This is a genomic window from Streptomyces sp. x-80, from assembly GCF_046549095.1.
Classification (GTDB): domain Bacteria; phylum Actinomycetota; class Actinomycetes; order Streptomycetales; family Streptomycetaceae; genus Streptomyces; species Streptomyces celluloflavus.
Genome location: NZ_JAJPWM010000004.1, coordinates 447,039 through 464,776 on the forward strand (window position 1 = coordinate 447,039; position 17,738 = coordinate 464,776).

Sequence of the window (17,738 nt, forward strand, 5' to 3'; positions counted from 1 at the left end):
CGGCCAAGGCGCCAGAAGAAGTGGACACCGCGGACGAAGCGGACGGGGTGGACCCGGTGTTCGGCGATACGCGCTGAGGCCGCTTCCGGACCCTGGCCGACGGAGCATCAGCACACCTGATGACAGGCAGGTTCCGACGGGACGGAGGGGGCAGAGGCGACGGGCGAGACGCCGGACGGGGTGGACACCGCGGACGAGGCGGATGCGGTGGACCCGGTGGACGGCGCGGCGGTTGCCGCAGGCCGCGCGGGCGGTACGACGGTCCGGGAGGTGACGGTTCGAGGGGCAACGGCCGGGGAGACGGCGGCCCGGGGAACGGAGGCCCGAGAGGCAGCGGTCCGGGCATGCGGCACCGACGAGCCGGTCGCCCCCGCGTCCGCCGACGAGCCAGTTGCCCCCGCGTCCGCCGACGAGCCGGTTGCCCCGGCGTCCGCCGCCGGTCCCCGCGCCGCGCGGCGCTGGAGGGCCGCCGCCCACGCCGTCGCGGCCAGGGCGAGGACGCCGGTCCCGGCGCCGACCCAGGCGACCGAGGCGAAGCCGAAGCCCGCGTCGATGGCGAGGCCGCCCAGCATCGGCGTGAGCATGATGCCGACGTTGAAGGCCGAGGTGTTCACGGCCGGTACCAGCGTCGGCGCGTCGGGCGCGAGGGGGAACACCCGTGACTGCGCGACCGGGTTGACGACATAGCCGGTCAGCCCGAGGACGAAGACCAGCACGACGGTGACACCGAGGCTCCCGGCCGTCAGGGCGAGCAGCGCGGAGGCGAGGGTGAGCGCACCGACGCCGAGGAACAGCGTGCGCAGCGGCGCGGCGTCGGCGAACCGCCCGCCGAGCGTCATACCGGCCAGCCCGCCCACCCCGTAGAGCGAGAGCACCGCCGGCACCCACGCCGCGGGCAGTCCGCTCACCTCGGTCAGCAGCGGCGCGAGGTAGCTGAAGGTGACCACCGCCGCGCCGAAGGTCAGCACGGTGACGAGGTAGGAGACCCACAGCGCGGGCCGGGCGAGACCGGCCACCTCGCGCCGCACCGACGGCAGTTCCGTACCGGTCGCGCGCCCCGCGGGCAGTACCGCCAGCAGGGAGAGCGCGCTGAGCACGGTGAGTCCGGCCACGCCCCAGAACGCCGTGCGCCAGCCCGCGTGCTGGCTGAGGACCGTACCGGCCGGCACGCCCACGACCGTGGCGAGCGTGAGCCCCGTACCGACCACGGACAGCACCTTCCCCTTGGCGCCCGGGGGCGCCAGGCTCACGGCCGTCGCGACGGCCACCGCCCAGAATCCGGCGTACGCGAGGGCGCTGACGACGCGGCTCGCGAACAGCACCCCGTACCCGGGCGCGAGCGCCCCGACCACATGTCCGGCGACGAAGACCAGCTGGAAGGCGACCAGCGCGGTCCGGCGCGGCACCCGCAGTGTGGCCACGGCCAGTGCGGGCGCGCCGATGACCATGCCGATGGCGAAGGCGGAGATCAGCAGGCCCGCGTCCGGGATGGAGACGCCGAGGTCGGCGGCGATATCGGGCAGCAGCCCGGAGAGCATGAACTCGGATGTGCCCTGGGCGAAGATGCCCAGGCCGAGGAGGTAGATCGCAAGTGGCATGGCAGGGGGCTCCGTTGGATACGGACGGGCTGCACCCGTGAGGCGCAGCCGCGTGGTGGACAGCGGGTTCGGACAGACGTTTTGGACAGACGATTCGGGCAGGGGTTTTGGGCAGAGGTTTTGGATAGATCAGTACAGAATGAGCCCGGGGGACGCCCAAGGCGCATTCAGGTCAGGGGTCGGACCGGATCAAGCGGCCCAGGACAATCGAGTGATCAGGGGCAGGGGCGGGCCCCGGCGGCCCCGCGGCTCAGAAGGCGGCGAGCGCGGCGTCCGCGATGGCCTCCAGCTCCGCCCGGCCGACGCCCGCCCGCGCGGCGACGCGCAGGCCGCTGACGGACGCGATGACGAGATGGGCGAGGGTGCGGGCGTCCTTGCCGTCCGCGATCTCACCGGCCCGCCGGCCCGATTCGAGCACGGCGCGGATCGCCGCCAGCCGCTTGTCGTAATCCCGGGCGAGCGCCGCCGCGACGGCGTCGTCCCGGGCCGACACCTCGACGTAGGTGTTGACGACCAGACAGCCCCGGCCGTCCGCACCGCGGGCGGACTCCTCGTCGATCACCCGTTGCAGCAGTGCGCGGATCTTGTCCCGCGCGGGCAGCTCGCTCTCCAGCAGCTCCGTCAGCTCGGCGGCCTTGCTCTCCATATAGCGCGCGAGCGCCCGCTCGAAGAGATCGTGCTTGCTCTTGAAGGTGTTGTAGATACTGCTGCGCCCCAGACCCGTGGCCTCGCACAGGTCCTGGGTGGACGTCGCTTCGTAGCCGGCGGCCCAGAACGCCTCCATCGCGGCGTCGACCGCCCGCTCCTCGTCGAACTTCCTGGGTCGGGCCATGACCGGAACGCTACACGTATTGGATCGACCAGTTCAATATCCATCGGCCCCTTACCCGCGGTCACACCGAACCGCTACGGTCACCCCACCCGAACCCGCGCCCGTATCCGCGCCCGTATCCGCGCCCACACGGACACCCCGGACCACGTCCGCATCCCCGTATCCCCATCCCCATCCCCATCCCCATCAACACGGACACCGCGACCGAGGGGCACCCATGGCACGTACCACGCGTCGCGCACCCGCGTCACCGGCCGTTCGCCGGGCGGCCCGTACCGCGCTCGCCCTCGCGGCGGTGGTCGCCGCGGCCCTCACCGGCGTCGCCCCGCCGGCCGCGGCCGCCGCTTCGGGCACCACGCTCTCCTCCGTCGCTCCCGCCCCGAGGGCCGCCCGTACCCCGGTGATCTTTGTGCACGGCTACAACGCCGACCCCGGTGTCTGGGGCCGCATGCTCGGGGACTTCAAGGCCGCCGGGTACACCGACGCCGAGCTGTTCACCTGGTCCTACGACACCCATGCCTCGGTGAACGAGGTGCTCTCCGGCCGGTTCGCGGCGTACGTGGACGAGGTACGGCAGCGGACCGGTGCGCGGCGCGTCGACATCGTGGCCCACTCCTACGGCAGCCTGCCGACGCGCTGGTACCTCAAGAACGGCGGCGGCACCACGGCCGTCGGCCACTGGGTGTCGCTGGGCGGTCCCAACCATGGCACCGGACTCGCCTGGCTGTGCGCCGCCTGGGACCAGGCGTGCCGCGATATGACCCCCGGCTCCTACGTCCAGAAGGGCCTGGCGGCGGGCGACGAGACGCCGGGGGACGTCAAGTACGCGACGTTCTGGTCCAGTTGCGACGAATTCATCGACCCCCATGACAGCGTGCCGCTCACCGGTGCGGTCAACACCCCGGCGGGCTGCCTCAAGCACAACGAGCTGCTGACCGACGGCGGGGTCTCGGCGGGCGTACGGACGTTCCTCGGCCGCTGAACCGGTCCCGGCCGGGGCCCGGTCCGGATCACGATCCGGTGCGCGGGAAGCTGACCTCGACGCGGCGGTTCTTCTTGCGCCCCTCCTCGGTGCTGTTGTCGGCGATCGGGTACTGCTCGCCGTAGCCGCGGATCTGGAACGTGACCGAGGAGTCGAGGTGCTCGGCCAGCTCGCGCTGGACGGCGTTGGCGCGGTCCTTGGAGAGGGTGAGGCCGTGCGCGGTCGAACCGAGGTTGTCGGTGAAGCCGAAGACGCGCAGACCGGTGGCGTGCTGTTTCTTGATCTCCGCGGCGATGGTGTCGATCCGGGACAGCGCGTCCGGGGTCAGCCCGGCGCTGTCCTTGGTGAACAGGACCTCGGCCTGGAGCGCGAAGGTGACGTTGTCGTTGGTGTCCTGGCGGCGCTCGGCACCGTCGTCGGTCTCCACGATGGACTTGATGTTGAGCACCTTGGACGGGGCGAGGGTGGCGCCCTGGACCATCCGGAGGCCGGGGTTGTGCGGGTCGATGGTGACCGGCGGGCTGGAGTCCTCGGTGATGCCGGGCGGGTCGGCATGGGCCGCGGGGACCGTCAGAGCCATGGCCAGCAGCAGCGCGACGGTGGTGGTGACCACCGTACGGGCCAGGTGCGCCGGGCAGGTCGTACGGGCCGTGCAGGCCGGGTGGATCGCGTGGATCACGTGGGTCGGGCTGGTCGAGTGGGTCGGGCTGGTCGCGTGGGTCGTCTCCGGCACGGTCATCGGCCCGCTCAGTCCGTGATCTGCACGCTGGCCGGCGGCATGGTCGGCAGCTGGAAGTCGACCTCGGTCACCTTGGCCGGCGGCGCCGGGAACTGGGCGAAGATCGGCCGGCTCGCACCCGGCTGAAGCCCGCTGAGTCCGGTGGTACACAGACATTCGCCGTTGGTGTCCCGCAGCACCAGGTACCGCTTCTTGCCCGCCTTGTCGACGAGCGTGGCCCCGGAGATGGAGGACCGGGACCGCAGCTCCGACTCGTGGGAGCGCCAGTCGACGGCGTTGAAGGCGCGGGTGCCGTGGTTGGCGACCGTGCCGTTGACCGTGACGAACCCGCCCGCGTCGCGGATGACGGAGTGGAGGGTGACGACGACCCCGTCCGCCCCTTTCATCTCGCCGATCACCTTGTCGGCGTCGTCCGCCGGCGCGCCCGGGTCGTTCTGCTTCAGCGCGGCGCTGCTGTGGGCCACCGGTTTCTTGCCGTCCGCCGCCGGCGCTCCGCCGTCGCCACCGCAGCCGGTCACGACGAGGGCCAGGCCGACCGCGCTCGCCGTGGCGACCGCTCCCCTGGCGGCCTTCGTGGTGCGCCGAATGCTCATGGCTGCGATTCCTTTGATCGTCGAGTGATCGGGCTCGGGGTGGACCGGCGGTCGGACGGTTCCGCGGTCCAAGTGGTTCGCGTGGTACGGGTGGTACGGGTGGTTCGCATGGTGTGGAAGTCAACTCGGCGCCGGGTTACGGGTCGTTCAGAGGTCCACAGCGGGTCCGACGGTTCGGAGGTCCGGTTGCTCATTGTGCGAGACGTACGGCGAAAAGGTCGGAGGCTTGCGGGAGAACACGAAGGTTCCCGGGATCGAGGACCCAGGTCCTGCCGTCGCAGACGATCCCGAGGGGCGGCCCCGGCTGCCCGGCGCCGTCAGCCGCGCCGCCCTTGTCGCCTGTGCCGCCCTTGTCGCCATCGCCCGTGCCGCCGGTCCCGCCCGTGCCGTCCTCGGCGAGGGTGCAGCGGGGGACGACGACGGCCTTGGCCGCGGCCGACGCGTACGTACTCCCGGTCGACGGGATGATCGAAGGGCCCACCGGTTTACGGGAGGTGACGGTGACGGCGAACGAGGTCGCCGGCTCCGAGTCGGGCCGGCACGCGGAGACGACGGCGTCGTTCTGCGCCGCGAACCAGTCCGCGTTCTCGCACGCCGGACCGGAGGGCAGGCCGCGGCCGCGCAGCCGCTCCGCCCACCGCGCGCGGCTGTCCCCGCCGTCACCGCCGCCCGCACCGCCGCGGATCGGGTCCAGCAGGCCCTTGGTCAGCTGATCGCGGTACTGCTGGCCCGCGGCGAGCGCCGCGGCGTCGGCCGCCGTCTGCGCGCCGTTGCGGGAGGCCGCCGCCTGTCCGACGGCGAAGAACGCGAGCGCGAGGAAGAGCAGACCCGCGACGGCCACGAGATAGAGCGGAAACGCCTGTCCGGCGTCGCGCCCTCCTCGGCGGCGCGCGCCGCCGGCCGTCCGGGCCGTGGTGGCCGCCATGACCGTGCGGTCAGCTAGATGCCGACGACATCGGAGATCTTGTTCGCGATGGCGTTCGCGATCTGACTGCCGAAGTCCGTGGTCGACAGGACCAGGACGATCGCCACGACCACCGCGATGATGCCGAGGTACTCGATCGAGGTCTGTCCCCGGTCGTTCCCCAAAATCCGCTTCGCCATCGTCTTTCCCTCCGTGGGCGGCCGTCCCGGTCCGGTCCGGCTGGTCTGTCCCCGTGGTGCCGGCGCGCTCGTCCGCGCCCATGACACGAGAAACGTACGCCGGAACGGCGCTACCGGGGCAGAGAATCCGTACCCAATCCTCCGGTGGGAACACGACCCGGCGGCACACCGTCGCTTTTCGGCCACTCAGCCGCACCCCGACCACCCCCGATCCTCCTCCGGGACCCTCCGGCGCCCGGCGCCGTCGCGGATCGGCCGGCCCACCCCGGAGCGGTGCGGTACGGGGGAGCCGCCAGGCCCCACTGTGGCACAACTCGTTGCTCCGGCAAAGGAGTTGTGGCACACCGCTCGGGGCACCGCACGCTTCCGGCCGGATCCGGCGGCGCGGCGGCCGCCGGCCCCGGCCGCCCGCTCCCCGCACCTGGGCCGCGCCCGGCCGTCGTCGTATGCCGGCCATCGTCCGCCACACACGGGCGACGGGTGCCGGGTGGCGGCAGCAGGGCCCTCACCGTCCCATGAGCGACCCGAAGTTCGTCCCCGACCCCAGGAAGAAACCGGCGATCAGCAGGATCATGGTCCCCGGCACCATGAAGGTGGTGATGACCATGGTGGCCTTGGGGACCGCGCGGGCGGCGCGGCGGCGGGCGTTCTGGGCGTCGGTGCGGCGCATGTCGTTGGCGATCTGGATGAGCGTCTCGACGATCGGCGCCCCCAGCTCCTCGCCCTGCTGAAGGGCGGTGACGAACTGGGCGACCTGTTCGGAGTCATTGCGTTTGCGCAGCTCCTCGAACGCCTCCCGGCGGCTGACGCCCATGTCCATCTGGCGCAGGGTGATACGGAGTTCGTCGGCCCAGGGGCCCTCGTACTTCTCCGCGACCCGGTCCAGCGCCTGCCGGAACCCCAGCCCCGCGCTGACGACGACGGCGAGCACGTCCAGGAAGTCCGGCAGGGTCCGTTCGATGGTGTCCTTGCGCTGGCGGATCGCGGCCCAGATGCCGACCTCGTTCCAGAAGAGCCCGAACAGGACCATGAGGACGCCGAGCAGCGGCTGGCCGCGCAGGAACATCACCAGCGCGCCGCCGAAACCGAGGGCGCCGTAGACGGCGCGGCGGGCGGCGTAGCGGTCGACGGTCAGGCCGCCGGGGTTGCCCGCGAGGTCGATGCGCCGGCGGATCCGGGCGACCCGCTTGGGGCCCATCAGCCGCAGCACGAACGGCGCGTAGCGCATACCGGCGCGGTCCACCGCCGAACCGACGGCCGTCGTCCGGGTCGCGCCGATCTCCAGGGACAGCGCGAGGTCCGGGGGGAGCCTGGCCTCGCGGCGGTAGAGCGCGATACCGCAGCAGACGCCGACGACCGAGAGGGCGCCGGCGAGCGCCAGCAGGATGCCGATGAGCATGTCCGTACCGCCCTAGACGTCGATCTTGGCGAAGCGGCGGATGACGAAGAAGCCGAGCGCGTAGAGGGCGAAGGCCACGACGACCGCGAGCTGGCCCAGGAAGGACGAGGTCATCCGGTCGATGGCGCCCGGTGCGATGCGGTTCATCAGCAGCAGCGTGCCGATGCCGAGCAGCGGGACGACATACGCGGTGACCATGACCTGGGAGAGCTGGGTGCGCACCTCGCGGCGGGTCTCCTTGCGCTCCTCCAGGGTCTTGGTGAGGTTGCGCAGCGAGCCGACGACGGTGCCGCCGGCCCGGTTGGCGAGGACCAGCGTGGTGACCAGGACGACGAGTTCGCGGGAGGGCAGCCGTTCGGCGAGTTCGCCGAGGGCGTCGTCGACGGAGTGGCCGACGGCGAGTTTGTCGGAGACCTTGGTCAGCTCCTCACCGGCCGGGGCCTCCAGTTCCTCGGCCGCCATGCCCAGGGCGGTGCGCAGCGCCAGCCCGGCCTGGGTGGCGTTGGCGAGGATCCGGGAGAGTTCGGGGAGCTGGTTGATGAACCGCTCGATGCGCTTCTGGCGCTGCCAGTTGAGGAACGCGGAGGCGGCCCAGACGGCGGCCAGTGCGGCGATCGGGCCGAAGAACGCGGCGAGGGTGGCCTGCGCGACCAGCCAGAGGGCGAGCGCCGTGCCGCAGGTGTAGACGGTGAATTCGCCCGGGGTGAGGTCCAGGCCGGTGGCGGCCAGCCGGAGTTCGAGGCGGCGGCCGGGGCGGGTGCGGCGCAGCGCGCGGTCGACGGCCGGGAAGCGGCGGCGCCGGCCGGCCGGCGGCAGCCCGCGTTCGTCGGCGAGACGGTCGACGACGGCCTGCCGCTGGGCGCGTCCGGCCGCGTACAGCCGTATGCCGACGACCGCCAGCGCCCCGCACAGCAGGGTGGCGCCGAGGGCCCAGAGAGCGGGATCGTTCGGGCCGGTCATGGGGTGTGCGTCCTCCTGGGGCGGGTCGTCATCGGGCCTCCCGGGTGGCGAGGTCGTCGTCGGTGGCCGCGACGCCGAAGGCGGGCGGGGCGGGCTCGCCGGCCATGAAGAGGCGTTCGGCGACCCGGCGCGGCAGCGGGAAGTAGCGGAAGCGGCCGTGCACGATCCGGTCGGCGCCCATCGGCTCGGCGTCGAAGCGGCAGACCGTCGCGAGCCGGTAGTCCTCGTGGCCGCGCGAGTCGAGGAGGGCGATCTCGGTGATCCGGCGGGAGCCGTCGGCGTGCCGGCCGAGCTGGACGAGGCAGTCCACGGCGCTGTTGATCTGGTCCCGCAGCGCCTCGAAGGGGATCTTGACGTCCGACATGGAGGCCAGGGTCTGGAGCCGCATCAGGGCGTCCTCGGCGCTGTTGGCGTGGACGGTGGCCAGCGATCCGTCGTGGCCGGTCGACATCGCCTGGAGCATGTCGAGGGTCTCGCCGCCGCGCACCTCACCGACGATGATGCGGTCGGGGCGCATGCGCAGCGAGTTGCGTACCAGGTCGCGGATGGTGATCCGGCCCTTGCCCTCCACATTGGGCGGCCGCGATTCCAGCCGGATGACATGGCTCTGCTGGAGCTGGAGTTCGGCGGCGTCCTCGACGGTGATGATCCGCTCGCCGTCGGGGATCAGCCCCGACAGGGCGTTGAGCAGCGTGGTCTTCCCCGCGCCGGTGGCGCCGGAGACGACGACGTTGAACTTGGCGCGCACCAGCCCGGCCAGCAGCACCAGCATCTGGTCGTCGAGGGTGCCCATACCGATGAGTTCGGCGAGGGTGTAGGCGCGCGGGAAGCGGCGGATGGTGAGGGTGGCGCCGTTCAGGGCGAGCGGCGGGATGATGACGTTGACGCGTTCACCGGACGGCAGCCGGGCGTCGACCATCGGATTCGACTCGTCCACCCGCCGGTTGACGGTGGAGACGATGCGCTCGATGGTCTGCATCAGCTGCTCGTGCGAGGCGAACCGGACGGGGACCAGCTCGACCCGGCCGGACCGCTCGACATACACCTGGTCCGGTCCGTTGACCATGATCTCGGTGATCGAGGCGTCTTCGAGGAGGGGTTCCAGGACGCCCAGGCCGAGCGCTTCGTCCACCACCCGGCGGATCAGCTGGGCGCGCTCGGCGGTGGACAGCACCGGGCCCTCGCGGCTGATGATGTGGCCCAGTACGCGCTCCAGCCGCGAGCGGCGTTCGGCGGCGGCCAGCGCGGACATCTCGGCGAGGTCGATCTCTTCGAGCAGCTTGGCCCGGTAGACGGCGATCAGATGGCTGTCCTGGCGCGCCGCCGGGGGCACTTCGGGTACGACGATCCGGGCTTTGAGGCTCATCGCGGGGCCGCTCCTTCGTCGCCGGACACAGTGGGTCGCCCGCCGCCGAGGGCGTGCGGGGCGGCCGGGCGGGCCATGGTGGCGCTGCGGCGGGCGGTCCCGAAGTCGATACCGGGGATGACGGAGGGGATCCGTACGGTCGCCGTGGCGTGCACCGCGTCGCCCCCGCCGCCCACCGAGACCGTGGTGCCGCCGCCGTCGCTGAGCCAGCCGCTCACCGCCGCCCGGCCCGCGGCCTCGCCGGCGGCCGACGGATCGCCGCCGACGTCGGTCGCGTCCATCGAGGCGGTACGGGCCGCGGCGCGCGCCGCCGTACCGGCCTGCTGGACGGCGTACGCGCCCAGGCCCAGCTGGATCACGGCCAGCGCGATGACGAGCAGGATCGGCAGGAAGCCGAGGAACTCGATGGCGACCTGGCCGCGGTCCCGGCCACGGCCGCGCAGCCGCGCGGGCAGGCCCCCGCGCGCCCGGGGCACCGGCCGTCGGCCGCGCGCCGCCCGTGCCGTCGCCATGGCGGCCCGCTCCCCGCGCTCCGTTCCCGGCCTCATCCCGCTCCTCCCCCGCCGTCCTCCCGCGCCGCGCCCGCCGTGCCGGTGACGTCCCAGGGGAAGTTCCCCACACCGGGGAAGAGCACCGGGACCTTGATCCGGACGACCGCCTTCCACAGCCCGGCCTCGGTGTGGCAGTCGGTCGTGGCGCCGCCCCGCCAGGCGGCGGGCAGGTCCCGTACGGCGGACGCGTGGCAGGCACCGGCGCCGCCGCCCGCCGTGGCGGTGGCGGCCCGCGCGCCCCGGTCGGCGGAGTTGGCGGCCAGCGAGTAGGTGTAGCCGACCAGGACGAACTGCCAGAGCAGGACGAGGACCAGCAGGATCAGCGGGAGCAGGCCGAGGAATTCGACGGAGACCTGGCCCCGGTCGCTGCCGCCCAGCGGGCGCCGCACCGCTCAGCCCTCCTCGTACGGACCGGCCGGATCGAACGGCCCCGCACTCCTGGCCGCCGGTCCGCCCCGCGCGCCGGAGCGGGGACCGGCGCCGGGTGCGGGCACCGGCCCGGGGACCGGCCCCGCCGTGAGGGCCCGGCGCTTGCGCCCGGTCAGTGCCGCCCGCGGGCGCCGGCCGCCCCGCCCCTGGTGCGGTGCGGCGGACGGGCCGGCCAGGCCCAGTTCCCCGGCCAGCGCCCACAGCGCCTGGCGGACCGTCGACCGGTCGTCGAGGTCCTGCATCCGGCCCGCGTCGACGCACGGCTGGAGTTCCTTGTAGGCGGCCGGTACGGGTGTCCGGGCGACCTGGGTGCCGGTGGCCCTGGCGACCAGCGAGGGCTGGATCTCGGTGTGGCGGGTGAGGCGGTTGACGACCGTGGTGGTGTCCGCGGCCTTGCGGATCTGGAGCCGGTCCCAGAGCCGTACCTGCCGTTTGGCGGCCCGTACGGACACCACGTCGGGGGTGGTCACCAGCAGGGCCACATCGGCGAGTTCGACGGCGGCGGCGTTCGCGGACTGCATCTGGGAGCCGCAGTCGACGATCACCACGTCGTAGCGGGCGCGCAGCGCGGTGACGATCTGGCGGGCCGCCCGGTCGTCCACCTCCTCGCCACGCTCGCCCTCCTCCGGCGCGAGCAGCAGTCCGAGGCCGGTGTGGTGGTCGTGCACGGCGTCCTGGAGGACCCGTGCGGAGATGTCCGAGATCCCCGCCAGGTCGACGATCGAGCGGCGGAACTGCACGTCCAGATAGGAGGCGACATCGCCGGACTGGAGGTCCAGGTCCACCAGCGCGACGCCGCGGCCCGCGGCCCGTGCGGCCAGCGCCAGCTGGACGGCGGCGACGGTGGTGCCGACGCCGCCCTTGGCGCCGGTGACGGTCACCAGCGTGCCGCTCGGCCCGGGGAGCGCGTCCGGGCTGCCCCCGAGGTGGACCCGGACCCCGGCCGACCACTGGGCGGCGGCCCGTACCCGGGCGGCCAGTTCGTCGTAGCCGAGCGGCAGTCCGACGACGCCGCGGGCGCCCGCGTCCATCGCGGCGGCGAAGAGGGCCGGGCCCGCGTCGGTGGTGATCAGGACGACGCCGACGGCGGGGAAGCGCAGCGCCACCTCGCGGATCAGCTCCAGCGCCGGGAGCGGGCCGATCCGCTCGTGGACGAGGACGACCTCCGGCAGCCCCTCGACGCCCGCGGCGGCCGGGGGGCCGGTGGGCGGCGCGGCGCCGCCCGGGGCGGTGGCGGCGGCCAGGGCGTCGAGCAGGGCGGCGGAGTCGGCGACCGGGGGTGCGGGTTCGGCGTCCGGCAACTGGCTGAGCAGCGAGGACACGGCTCGCGCGGCGTCGGGGTCGCCGACCGCCGGGAGGATGCGGATGGTCACCTGGGCCTCCGGGTCATTTGTCGCCGTCGAGGGTGTAGGTGCGCTGGCCGGGCGGGACGGGGGTGTCACCGCCGGGTCCGAGGAGGGCGAGCCGTACGTGGGTGGCGAAGGACTCGGCGTACGCGACCCGTTGGGCGTCCTGGGTATCGAGGGCGAAGGTGATCGGGACGGCCTCGCCGGCCCGGCGCGTGGTGGTGGTGTCGCCGGGGTCCTTGGCCGCCAGCGGGGTCAGCCGGCCGACGTCGATGACCTCGGCCGCGGCGACGATGACCTTGGAGACCGGCTTGTCCTCGGGGCGCTTGCCCTCGAACGTGGCGTAGATGTTGACCCGGGCGCCGGGGGTGATCTTGCCGGCCACACCGGTGGCGGCGTCGATCATGATGGCGATCTCCTGCTGCCCGGCCTTCAGCGCGGGCCGCTCGACGATCATGTCGTCCTGGAGCAGCGAACCCTTGTGCAGCGGGGTGACCGCTATCCTGCCGCTGACCGTGCCCAGGTCGGTCACGGCGGTGGCCGGCAGCCACCGCTCCGGCATCGTCACCTTCTCGAACTGCCCCGGCTCCAGCGCCTGGTACGCGGGCACGTCCGCCTTCAGCCGGTATGCCGTCTTCTCCGGTCCGACCTTGGACTCGACGTTCCTGATCACCGCCAGCACACCGGCGAACGCGCCGAGCGCGCACAGGACCGACAGGAGCAGCAGGACCAGTCCGCGGCGCTGGCGTGAGTTCATGGGCGAGGGACCTCGATCGGGGTGGGGCGGGGCGGCACGGCATGGGGGGGGCGGGGCGGCGGAGGCGGCGGCGGAACGGCCGGTGGGCGGAGCGGGGGCGGTCGGGGTCAGCGCACGCGGGCCACCGCCCGCGGGCCGCCCGGAGCACCGGGGCCGCCGTACGCGCCCGGTCCGCCGTACGCGCCCCGGACGCCCGGCGGTGCCACCGGCGACAGACCGCGCTGTCGCAGCGGCGACGGCGGCGCGACGGCCGGTAACACGGCCGCCCCGGCGGAACCCGCCGCCCCGTCCGGCACCGCCGGTCTCCCCACCGGTCGCCGTTCCGTGCCGCCGGTGCCCGTCCGGGCCGTCGCCAGCGGTGCCGCGCAGAACGCGCAGCGGTCGCCGATGACGTCCTGTCCGCACCAGCGGCACCGGGCGCGCCGTACGGAGGCGACCAGCTGGTGGAGGACCGGCAGATCCGGTATGGCCGCCGCGAACTCGATCAGCTTCCCGGTGCCCCACCACCGGGCGGACTCGGCGGGCAGCGGCACCTCGTACACCCCCTGCACCTGCCAGGCCGGGGCGAGCACCCCGTCCACCCAGCCGTCGGTGAGCCGGCCGCGGGCGACGGCGAGCCGGGTGACGAACGCGGGGCCCGGCAGCCCGGCCCCGGCGGCGTGCCGGGGCACATGGTGCAGCTGCGGCTCGGGGTGGGCAAGCACCGCGAGATGCGCGCCGGGCAGCCAGGACTTCAGATGGGCGCGCAGATCCACCTCGACCCGGTCCAGGCCGGTGACGCTGTCCAGCAGGGCGCCGGCGTGGACGTAGTGGGCCAGCAGCCGTACCGCGCAGGCCAGCACCCCGGGGCTGAAGTCGCAGAGCGACAACTGCCGCAGCTGGCGGGCGAGTACGGCCACCCCCAGCGGCGGCAGGGGCAGCGGCAGGATGGCGATCCGGTCGCTCTCCAACACGGCGCGCAGGGTGTGCAGCCGGCGTACGTGCTCCGGCGGGCAGGCGGCGGAGTAGAGGACGACGAGCCGGCCGTGCTGTTCCAGTACGGCCGCGGTCTGTGTCAACGCCTCGCCCAACGGCTGGAGATGCGGCGCCGGGAGGACGACGGCGGCCGGGGTCCCCCGGTCGGTGGCGGGCAGCGCGAGGTCCGGGCTGGTGACGGCAATCGCGGTCGGCACGTCGCTCCCCCACTCCCTTTGGCCACCGGACGCTCCGGGACCGCGGATCGGCACAGCTCTGCGCCAACGGCGCCGTACGCCCAGCACTTTAGCTACGAGACGCGTTCCGGAGAACACGTTCCGGGAACAGTTCGGGACCGCTCCCCACACCCCTACCCCACAGGGAAATCGCACAGTCCTCCGGGGGAAACCACCGCCACCGCCAGGTGACGAACACACGAACGGCGGGTTCCGGCGGGAGCCTTGACAGGAGCAATGGTCTGGACCACTTTGTACGGGAAGCCCAGGGGCCCCTGAGCGCGCATCCGCACCACCCGCCCAACTCCCCCCACGGAGGCAGTAGTGGTTCGCGCACGATCAGGAAGAGTGACGAGCAGGCTGGCGGCCGCCCTGGCCGCCGCGGTGCTGGCGTCGGCCGGCATCCTCGCGGCGGGCACCGCCCCCGCGGCCGCGGCACCCCCGGCCGCGCACACCCCCACCGCACACACGTCCGCCGTCCCCGGGCACGCCGTCACCGGCTACTGGCAGAACTTCGACAACGGCGCCACGGTGCAGAAGCTCAAGGACGTCAACGACGCGTACGACATCATCGCGGTCGCGTTCGCCGACGCGACCGGCCGACCGGGCGCCGTCACCTTCAACCTGGACCCGGCCGTCGGCTACGCCTCCGTCGACGACTTCAAGGCCGACATCAAGGCGAAGCAGGCGGCCGGCAAGTCCGTCGTCATCTCGGTCGGCGGCGAGAAGGGCGCGGTGTCCGTCAACGACGGAGCCTCGGCCCAGAACTTCGCCGACTCCGTCAACGGCCTGATGGACGAGTACGGCTTCGACGGCGTCGACATCGACCTGGAGAACGGCCTCAGCGCCACCTATATGACCCAGGCGCTGCGGGCGGTACACACCGCGCACAGCGGGGTGGTGGTGACCATGGCGCCGCAGACCATCGACATGCAGTCGCCGCAGACCGAGTACTTCAAGACGGCGCTCGGCATCAAGGACTTCCTGACCGCCGTCAACATGCAGTACTACAACAGCGGTTCGATGAACGGCTGTGACGGCAACGTCTACGCCCAGGGCACGGTCGACTTCCTGACCTCGCTCGCCTGTATCCAGCTGACAGGCGGCCTCGACCCGTCCCAGGTCGGCCTCGGCGTACCGGCCTCGCCCCGGGCGGCCGGCGGCGGCTATGTCGATCCGTCCGTCGTCAACGCGGCGCTGGACTGCCTGACCCGGGGCACGAGTTGCGGCGCGTTCACCCCGTCCACGACCTATCCGGGCCTGCGCGGCGCGATGACCTGGTCGACGAACTGGGACGCCGCGGGCGGCGACGCGTTCGCGAACCAGGTGGGCGCGCACGTCCACAGCCTCCCGTAACGCCCGGCGCCCGGGGCCTTCCCGGCGCCGCCGCACCTGGCCAGATCCCGTGCCCGAGCCGTGCACGGGACCTGGTGTCCGCCCGGTGGCCGGACCTTCGCGGCGGCCACCGGTCCGGGCTCAGCGGCGGACGGCCCCCTGCTTGGGCAGTTCACAGCCGGCCTGGCTCAGGTCCAGCTTGTTGCCGGCGACGAAGCACTGCGGGATGCCGTAGGTCTCCTGGGCGTAGTTGGTGCCCTGGTGCACGGTGACGTTGCCGCTCTCGTCCACCTCGCACGGGTTGTTGACGGTGCACTGCTCGCCGTCCTCGTTGCCCGTGTTGTTGATGGCCGCGACCTTGCCGGTGGCGTTGTCGATCACCGGCGAACCGGAGGTACCGCCGATGGTCCGGCACTCCGGGGTGTAGCGGACCGAGTCCTTGAAGGTCCAGTCGCCCTCCTTGAGGTTGTGCACGAACCCGTCGATGTTGCAGGAGTAGGTCTTCTTCCAGTAGCCGGAGACGACCGTGATCGCGTTCCCCTGGACGGGGTGGCCGGTGGCCAGCTCCAGCGGCTTGATGTTGAACTTCTGCTGGATCTGGGCGTAGGTGGAGCTGGTCTGGTAGAGCGTGACGTCGGTGTCGGTCATCGTCGAGTACGCGACCTTGGTGGCCTTGATCGTGCCCAGCTGATTGGCCGACGCGCCGAGCACGGTGAAGCTGCGGCTGGACGGCTGGTCGACGACGACCTCACCCGGTCCGGGCATCCCGGTCTCCAGGCAGTGACCGTTGGTCATCACCAGGGCCGGGTCGTTCGCCTGCGAGGTGGGCATCCGGACGATCGAGCCCGAGCAGTTGCTCAGCGCGACCGTACCGGCGAAGTCCACCGCCTTGGCTTTGCTCTTCACCTTCGACTGGAGCTGTACCTCGGCGCCCGTACCGTGCGCCGCCGCGCCTCTCTGTGCCGACTGCTCCGCCGTTATGACGCGGTCCGGGTGCGCCGCCTTCCCGGGAAGGGGAGCGGCGCCGGCGCTTCCGGCGGTGCCCACCAGGGCTGCGGCGCCCAGCACGGCCGTGGCCAGGGTGCCGACGAGAGGTCGATTCATGTGGGGGTCCTCTCACGCTTCCGTCACCGAAGATCCTTGATGTTCCTTCGGTTTTGTCGTGCGCATTGTTGGTGCCGGAGCGCCGCGAGGCAATGAAGTTACCCGAATCGGCGGTAACTTGACGGATTCATGACCATCGCCGATGACCCGTTCGGCGGCTTGCGGCCGGTGTCGTACGGCCGTCCGGGTGACGGTCCGGCCCCGGCACGCGGTGCACCCGCCGGTCCGCCCGCCGTACGGCAGCGGGCACGGCGACGCCCCGCCGTCCTGACGGATGACGGGGCGTCACCGGTGAGCCGGGCGGGGTCAGACGCCGGTGAACCCGTCACGCCGGACGGCCGAGACGAACGCCGCCCAGACACCGGGCCCGAAGCGGAGCGCGGGGCCGTCCGGGTGCTTCGAGTCACGGACGGGGACGGCGCCGTGATCCGCTGCGTACGAGGGGGACCATTCCACACAGTTGCTGCCGTCATCCGGGCCGCTGTAGGTGGACCTGACCCACACGGCCGTGGCAGAGGTGGTGTTCACAGTGCCTCCATCCTCTCTCTCAGTAGGTCGGCGCTGTCCCGGGCCGAAAGCGCCTCCCCGGTCAGATCATCGTAGGCGCGTGCCGCGCGTCGCACGTCCTCCGGTTTCTCGATGATGTCCGTCGTCCGGTAGGTCTCCACGCAGACGACCGTCACGTGATGCGGTGTCGTCAGGAGCGTCACCGGCCATTCGATGAGGGGGTGCGGTTCGGCGTCCAGCGGGAGCACATACAGCCGCGTCGTCGGCTGCGCGCCGAGGCTCAGGAGCGCCGCGAGCTGATCACGCATCACTTCGGGGCTGCCGACGCGGCGCCGAAGCACGGATTCACACAGCACCACGCGAACGTCCGGAGGAGCCGCGCCCCTCAGGAGATCCTGCCGGGCGAGCCGCTTTCCCACCGACGCCGAGATCTCGTCCTCGCTCGCCCGTGGGTCGCCCGCCCGGAGCAGCGCACGGGCGTACCCCCCGGTTTGCAGCAGACCGGGAACAACGGTCGGAGACCACTCCGAGATGGCCACCGCCTTCCGCTCCAGCGCCATGCGGCGCCGGTATCGAGCGGGGAACGAGTGGGCCGCCACCTCGTCGTACAGCCGCTTGAACAACCCATCGGTCTCAAAGATCTGGTCGAAGAGCTCGGGCAGGCCCCCGGGGATCGGCGGAACTCCCCGCTCCATTCGGCTGATCGCGGACTTCGACGTCCGCGCCCGCCTCGCCAGGTCCGTCTGCGTCAGCTTGCGTTCCGGGTACAGCTCCCGGGCGTCCCGCAGCGCGTTGCCGAACTCCTTTCGCGGATCGCCGTCCGATTCGTCAACTTCGCTCCGATCGGTCACCACAAACCCCCTTGTTCCGCCATCTGGGAATCCCCGCTCCATGACGCTGCTGCGCAGTTCAGAGACTTGTGCATATGCCAGGGCGGCCAATCAAC

Annotated in this window: 19 protein-coding genes; 2 read left to right on the forward strand and 17 right to left on the reverse strand. The window is 72.6% G+C overall.

Going from position 1 to position 17,738, the window contains the following annotated elements; translation table 11 throughout:
- Positions 1-107: 107 nt before the first annotated feature.
- Both ACLJWH_RS10060 and ACLJWH_RS10065 read right to left on the reverse strand, forming a co-directional pair.
- Complete coding sequence (locus ACLJWH_RS10060) at positions 108-1,598, reverse strand: Cmx/CmrA family chloramphenicol efflux MFS transporter (RefSeq protein ID WP_411141248.1); 1,491 nt, start codon at positions 1,596-1,598, stop codon at positions 108-110.
- 250 nt (positions 1,599-1,848) lie between these two features.
- The gene (locus tag ACLJWH_RS10065) at positions 1,849-2,430 is read right to left on the reverse strand and encodes a TetR/AcrR family transcriptional regulator (RefSeq protein WP_411141249.1); all 582 of its coding nucleotides are present in this window, start codon (positions 2,428-2,430) and stop codon (positions 1,849-1,851) included.
- A gap of 217 nt (positions 2,431-2,647) precedes the next feature.
- Between ACLJWH_RS10065 and ACLJWH_RS10070 the strand changes: the two genes are divergently transcribed.
- Positions 2,648-3,412, forward strand: coding sequence for an esterase/lipase family protein (locus ACLJWH_RS10070; protein ID WP_411141250.1), 765 nt, complete (start codon positions 2,648-2,650; stop codon positions 3,410-3,412).
- Positions 3,413-3,440: 28 nt separating this feature from the next.
- Here ACLJWH_RS10070 and ACLJWH_RS10075 read toward each other — a convergent pair whose 3' ends face one another.
- The 12 genes from ACLJWH_RS10075 to ACLJWH_RS10130 form a co-directional block, all read right to left on the reverse strand.
- Positions 3,441-3,992: an OmpA family protein gene (locus tag ACLJWH_RS10075; RefSeq protein ID WP_411141372.1), complete on the reverse strand. Its 552-nt coding sequence runs from the start codon at positions 3,990-3,992 to the stop codon at positions 3,441-3,443.
- 167 nt (positions 3,993-4,159) lie between these two features.
- Positions 4,160-4,744: a hypothetical protein gene (locus ACLJWH_RS10080; RefSeq protein WP_411141251.1), complete on the reverse strand. Its 585-nt coding sequence runs from the start codon at positions 4,742-4,744 to the stop codon at positions 4,160-4,162.
- A 190-nt stretch (positions 4,745-4,934) separates the two neighbouring features.
- The gene (locus tag ACLJWH_RS10085; protein ID WP_411141252.1) at positions 4,935-5,669 is read right to left on the reverse strand and encodes a pilus assembly protein TadG-related protein; all 735 of its coding nucleotides are present in this window, start codon (positions 5,667-5,669) and stop codon (positions 4,935-4,937) included.
- A 14-nt stretch (positions 5,670-5,683) separates the two neighbouring features.
- Complete coding sequence (locus ACLJWH_RS10090; protein ID WP_018089307.1) at positions 5,684-5,848, reverse strand: membrane protein; 165 nt, start codon at positions 5,846-5,848, stop codon at positions 5,684-5,686.
- Between the two features lie 505 nt (positions 5,849-6,353).
- On the reverse strand, positions 6,354-7,247 hold the full coding sequence (locus tag ACLJWH_RS10095; RefSeq protein ID WP_411141253.1) for a DUF5936 domain-containing protein: 894 nt from the start codon (positions 7,245-7,247) through the stop codon (positions 6,354-6,356).
- Positions 7,248-7,259: 12 nt separating this feature from the next.
- Entirely contained in the window at positions 7,260-8,207 is a 948-nt protein-coding gene (locus ACLJWH_RS10100) for a type II secretion system F family protein (RefSeq protein ID WP_411141254.1), read from the reverse strand.
- Between the two features lie 28 nt (positions 8,208-8,235).
- A complete protein-coding gene (locus ACLJWH_RS10105) occupies positions 8,236-9,573 on the reverse strand; it encodes a CpaF family protein (protein WP_411141255.1) in 1,338 nt (445 codons plus the stop codon).
- Positions 9,570-10,121: a TadE/TadG family type IV pilus assembly protein gene (locus ACLJWH_RS10110; protein ID WP_411141256.1), complete on the reverse strand. Its 552-nt coding sequence runs from the start codon at positions 10,119-10,121 to the stop codon at positions 9,570-9,572. The genes ACLJWH_RS10105 and ACLJWH_RS10110 overlap by 4 nt, the downstream gene beginning before the upstream one ends.
- Positions 10,118-10,513 (reverse strand): TadE/TadG family type IV pilus assembly protein, encoded by a 396-nt coding sequence (locus ACLJWH_RS10115; RefSeq protein WP_411141257.1) that lies wholly within the window; start codon positions 10,511-10,513, stop codon positions 10,118-10,120. The genes ACLJWH_RS10110 and ACLJWH_RS10115 overlap by 4 nt, the downstream gene beginning before the upstream one ends.
- A 3-nt stretch (positions 10,514-10,516) precedes the next feature.
- A complete protein-coding gene (locus tag ACLJWH_RS10120; protein ID WP_411141258.1) occupies positions 10,517-11,926 on the reverse strand; it encodes a CpaE family protein in 1,410 nt (469 codons plus the stop codon).
- A 13-nt stretch (positions 11,927-11,939) separates the two neighbouring features.
- Positions 11,940-12,656, reverse strand: a complete 717-nt coding sequence (gene cpaB / locus ACLJWH_RS10125) for a Flp pilus assembly protein CpaB (RefSeq protein WP_411141259.1) — start codon at positions 12,654-12,656, stop codon at positions 11,940-11,942.
- A 107-nt stretch (positions 12,657-12,763) separates the two neighbouring features.
- Positions 12,764-13,828 carry a hypothetical protein gene (locus ACLJWH_RS10130; protein ID WP_411141260.1) on the reverse strand — a complete coding sequence of 355 codons (1,065 nt, stop codon included), beginning with the start codon at positions 13,826-13,828 and terminating at the stop codon, positions 12,764-12,766.
- A 342-nt stretch (positions 13,829-14,170) separates the two neighbouring features.
- On the opposite strand from ACLJWH_RS10130, the gene ACLJWH_RS10135 reads away from it, so the two are divergent.
- A complete protein-coding gene (locus ACLJWH_RS10135; protein WP_411141261.1) occupies positions 14,171-15,202 on the forward strand; it encodes a chitinase in 1,032 nt (343 codons plus the stop codon).
- Positions 15,203-15,322: 120 nt separating this feature from the next.
- Here ACLJWH_RS10135 and ACLJWH_RS10140 read toward each other — a convergent pair whose 3' ends face one another.
- The 3 genes from ACLJWH_RS10140 to ACLJWH_RS10150 all read right to left on the reverse strand — a co-directional run bounded on the left by ACLJWH_RS10140 (position 15,323) and on the right by ACLJWH_RS10150 (position 17,685).
- Positions 15,323-16,285 (reverse strand): serine protease, encoded by a 963-nt coding sequence (locus ACLJWH_RS10140; RefSeq protein WP_411141262.1) that lies wholly within the window; start codon positions 16,283-16,285, stop codon positions 15,323-15,325.
- Between the two features lie 306 nt (positions 16,286-16,591).
- Positions 16,592-16,813, reverse strand: coding sequence for a DUF397 domain-containing protein (locus ACLJWH_RS10145; protein ID WP_411141263.1), 222 nt, complete (start codon positions 16,811-16,813; stop codon positions 16,592-16,594).
- On the reverse strand, positions 16,810-17,685 hold the full coding sequence (locus tag ACLJWH_RS10150; RefSeq protein WP_411141264.1) for a helix-turn-helix domain-containing protein: 876 nt from the start codon (positions 17,683-17,685) through the stop codon (positions 16,810-16,812). Before ACLJWH_RS10150 ends, ACLJWH_RS10145 begins: the two co-directional genes overlap by 4 nt.
- Positions 17,686-17,738 lie beyond the last annotated feature (53 nt).

Coding starts and splice junctions, on each gene's coding strand:
- ACLJWH_RS10150 (WP_411141264.1), bottom strand. CDS start 17,685: ATGGAGCGGGGATTCCCAGATGGCGGAACAAGGGGGTTTGTGGTGACC.
- ACLJWH_RS10100 (WP_411141254.1), bottom strand. CDS start 8,207: ATGACCGGCCCGAACGATCCCGCTCTCTGGGCCCTCGGCGCCACCCTG.
- ACLJWH_RS10070 (WP_411141250.1), top strand. CDS start 2,648: ATGGCACGTACCACGCGTCGCGCACCCGCGTCACCGGCCGTTCGCCGG.
- ACLJWH_RS10140 (WP_411141262.1), bottom strand. CDS start 16,285: ATGAATCGACCTCTCGTCGGCACCCTGGCCACGGCCGTGCTGGGCGCC.
- ACLJWH_RS10110 (WP_411141256.1), bottom strand. CDS start 10,121: ATGAGGCCGGGAACGGAGCGCGGGGAGCGGGCCGCCATGGCGACGGCA.
- ACLJWH_RS10065 (WP_411141249.1), bottom strand. CDS start 2,430: ATGGCCCGACCCAGGAAGTTCGACGAGGAGCGGGCGGTCGACGCCGCG.
- ACLJWH_RS10105 (WP_411141255.1), bottom strand. CDS start 9,573: ATGAGCCTCAAAGCCCGGATCGTCGTACCCGAAGTGCCCCCGGCGGCG.
- ACLJWH_RS10085 (WP_411141252.1), bottom strand. CDS start 5,669: ATGGCGGCCACCACGGCCCGGACGGCCGGCGGCGCGCGCCGCCGAGGA.
- ACLJWH_RS10095 (WP_411141253.1), bottom strand. CDS start 7,247: ATGCTCATCGGCATCCTGCTGGCGCTCGCCGGCGCCCTCTCGGTCGTC.
- cpaB (WP_411141259.1), bottom strand. CDS start 12,656: ATGAACTCACGCCAGCGCCGCGGACTGGTCCTGCTGCTCCTGTCGGTC.
- ACLJWH_RS10080 (WP_411141251.1), bottom strand. CDS start 4,744: ATGAGCATTCGGCGCACCACGAAGGCCGCCAGGGGAGCGGTCGCCACG.
- ACLJWH_RS10075 (WP_411141372.1), bottom strand. CDS start 3,992: ATGGCTCTGACGGTCCCCGCGGCCCATGCCGACCCGCCCGGCATCACC.
- ACLJWH_RS10060 (WP_411141248.1), bottom strand. CDS start 1,598: ATGCCACTTGCGATCTACCTCCTCGGCCTGGGCATCTTCGCCCAGGGC.
- ACLJWH_RS10090 (WP_018089307.1), bottom strand. CDS start 5,848: ATGGCGAAGCGGATTTTGGGGAACGACCGGGGACAGACCTCGATCGAG.